Below are 2,699 nucleotides of genomic sequence, written 5' to 3'. Positions count from 1 at the left end.
ATTTAGGTCATTTTTAAAATACAGCATTTACGATCGCACCTGCGGAATGTGGGTTTGAAGCGTTTATGTTTGCAGTTCGCTACACATAACCGTTGCGGTAGCTTGAGTCATTCAATGCTAAATCCTGACTGTGAGGAGCATTTAAACGTCGAGCAATTTGCCGTATCATTGTCGTCTTGCCCACACCACTTGGCCCATAAACCAACACATGAGCAAATCCGGCTGGTTCTCGAATCGCACGCATGAGCAGCATATCTACCCGTGCTAACTGTGGATGTAAAACTGCATACTCCTTAAATTGAGTAAGTAAGTTGATGTCATCGCTCCTGTTCCTGTTTAAATCCATCTATTTGTATTCCGCTAATATTGGCAGTGAACTTAGATCCAACGGTTCAACGTTTCGAGATGGTACGTGCTGTGATGTAATATCTTCACTCTGTTGTGCCAATACAGCTAATGAAGAATGAACTTGGTTTACTGATGGAACAGAAGAATTACTAGACGTTAAATTGTCTAGTAAACGTTTACTTTCCAAATCACGCAATCTTTGCAGCAACAAGGCTTCATGTTCTTGGACATTGGCAATGAAGTCAGCTAAATGTTTAGCGTTCAAATTTGTCGCCGTGGCGCTACGTTTGTTCAATTGCCTAATTTCTTGTGCCGCTAACAACACTTCTTTTTCAGTGCGCCCAACAAAAGTACTGTAATACTGAGAGATACATCTCACCCAACGCCCATCAACATAGGCGTAAGCAACTCCCATATCAAAAGGGTCGTAGCGTACTGGTACTAATGTTTTTTCTACATTTGGATTGCGGAAAGCATCACTCCAATAGTAGAGATAATTGACTTTAATCCCATATCCCGGCTGAACTTTCGCCTGACCTTTGGGCGTGGAAGGACGTGTTGCCATGAGGAACTCTTCGTTATAAGCAATTCTCCGGTGCAAGCGTTCTCCTGCAATTGACAACCCTTCGGTATAAACAACGCCTGGAGACGCACCTAATGAGTCGTGATGATTTGAGTCGTAAATGGAGTAAGCCCACTGGGTCAAGTAAGTATATAAATCCCCCAAATTCCAGACAGCTAACTGTTTTGGGTCAACAGTTTTGGTGAGTTGGCGGGGCTGTTTACTTGCTTGGGTGTTACCTAGTAGGTTATAGATAAACTCAGTATTTGTCGTCCCAAATAATCGTTCAATTACCGACCCAAAGCGGGGTTTGCCACCAGGCCTTGTTTTCTTGGTGCAGTGGTAACGTGCCAGCAAGGTGTCAAAGTATATACTGTGGAATTCTTTGCCTCCATCGACAACAAGTGTTGAGGGAAAACGACCAAAGCGCTGGACTAAAATACGTAGCCCCATCATGCAAGACCTGTAAGAAGGTGCATCAAAAGTCAGATAAACTGCCAAGATTCGCCGGGAATAGGCATCGGTCAGTAATGTTAGCCAAGGTCGCCCCAGTAACCGACCTGTTGCTTGTGAGCGTAATTCAATATCGAGTTCGGTATGGTCGATATGGACTATCTCCAGAGGACGGTTTCCGTGAGGACGTGTATTTAAAGCTAGTTCCCAGACAAAAGGCTCTGTTGCGTATGCGGCTTTTGCTCCCTGACGCTTTAATGTCTGCTCATGGGTTGGGCGTTTTTTTAAACGCTGGTAGAAAGTCCGGTTACTAAGGGGTTGTATATTTAATGCTGTACAGGCTCTGACATACGCCCGATATACTGAAGCACCTGTCGCTTGTCTTGGTGTTTCAAAATGCTCTTTAATAAATTTATCTAATAATTCACTTGAATCTGTGGGCGATTTTGGTTGACGATTCCCTTGCTGATGTGTGCGTGGTAGTAACCCGATATAACCGCAACCTAAACTTGCTTCTGCTTCACGGAACTGTTGTACCCATCTACGCAAGGTACGTGGGTTGATGTCTTGATAGATATCTGTATGGCGCTGGAAATATGCTTGTACTATATTAAATTTTCGGTTCGCTTCTTTTAAGTGAACAGGAGAAGCAGTCTCCATTAAAGTCCGTACTGTTTCATTTGTAGTTGCATCTGTAACTCCGTTATGGATTTTAATGGTGCCACTATCGAATAACTGGAGAAAAAATGCTGTGGGCAACTGTATTGGGAAGCCGGACTCTGGTAATAGCGTGGTTGTTGTCTCACCATAGTTAACTAAAGTCCATAGCGCCGAATCCCACATTAGGGATGTGTTAGGTAGCAGTGTTGTGGGACTATTGGGAGCGTTCTTTGTAGTCACTCCTACAACAGATGCTTGTGTATAAGCGTCATGAGTTTGTTGACTTACCCATAATCTTGTCCGCCAATGTTCAACTAAGGGGACAGCAGACAAATCCACGTACAGACGCTCAGTTGCAATCATGATGTATATGTCATTGGCACATACATTATTTAATTCTTGTAGCAATGCTCCAATCGTTATTCCTGGATTTGCTTCTAGGTAAGCCAGAACTGTCGAATGTACATCTGTTGTCAAATTTGATTTAAATCCCAGGTAATCTGACAAAAACATCAAGTTCTGGGTAAAGACGGGATTCAATTCGGCATCAATACGAACGCAGTATTTTAGACCAAATTGTGATGCGTGTGCTTCTCCTGGTGGGCAACGCCAATGACCGGATGCTGTTTTTTGATAACGCCCAGGATATTTTTGTGCTAATTTCTCTAGTTCCTTA

2 protein-coding genes are annotated in these 2,699 nt (G+C 43.3%); both read right to left on the bottom strand.

Annotation, left to right across the window (positions count from 1 at the left end; translation table 11 throughout):
- Positions 1-79: 79 nt before the first annotated feature.
- Positions 80-346, bottom strand: coding sequence for an ATP-binding protein (locus tag RMY63_RS41515; protein ID WP_322734246.1), 267 nt, complete (start codon positions 344-346; stop codon positions 80-82).
- Positions 347-2,699, bottom strand: a 2,353-nt coding sequence (locus RMY63_RS41510) for a Mu transposase C-terminal domain-containing protein (RefSeq protein ID WP_322734245.1), incomplete at its 5' end; no start/stop codon positions are given.

This window comes from Nostoc sp. ChiQUE01b, assembly GCF_034531255.1.
Taxonomy (GTDB): domain Bacteria; phylum Cyanobacteriota; class Cyanobacteriia; order Cyanobacteriales; family Nostocaceae; genus Nostoc.
The sequence above is the reverse complement of the archived record's forward strand: the minus strand, read 5'-3'. Positions and strand labels throughout refer to the sequence as shown.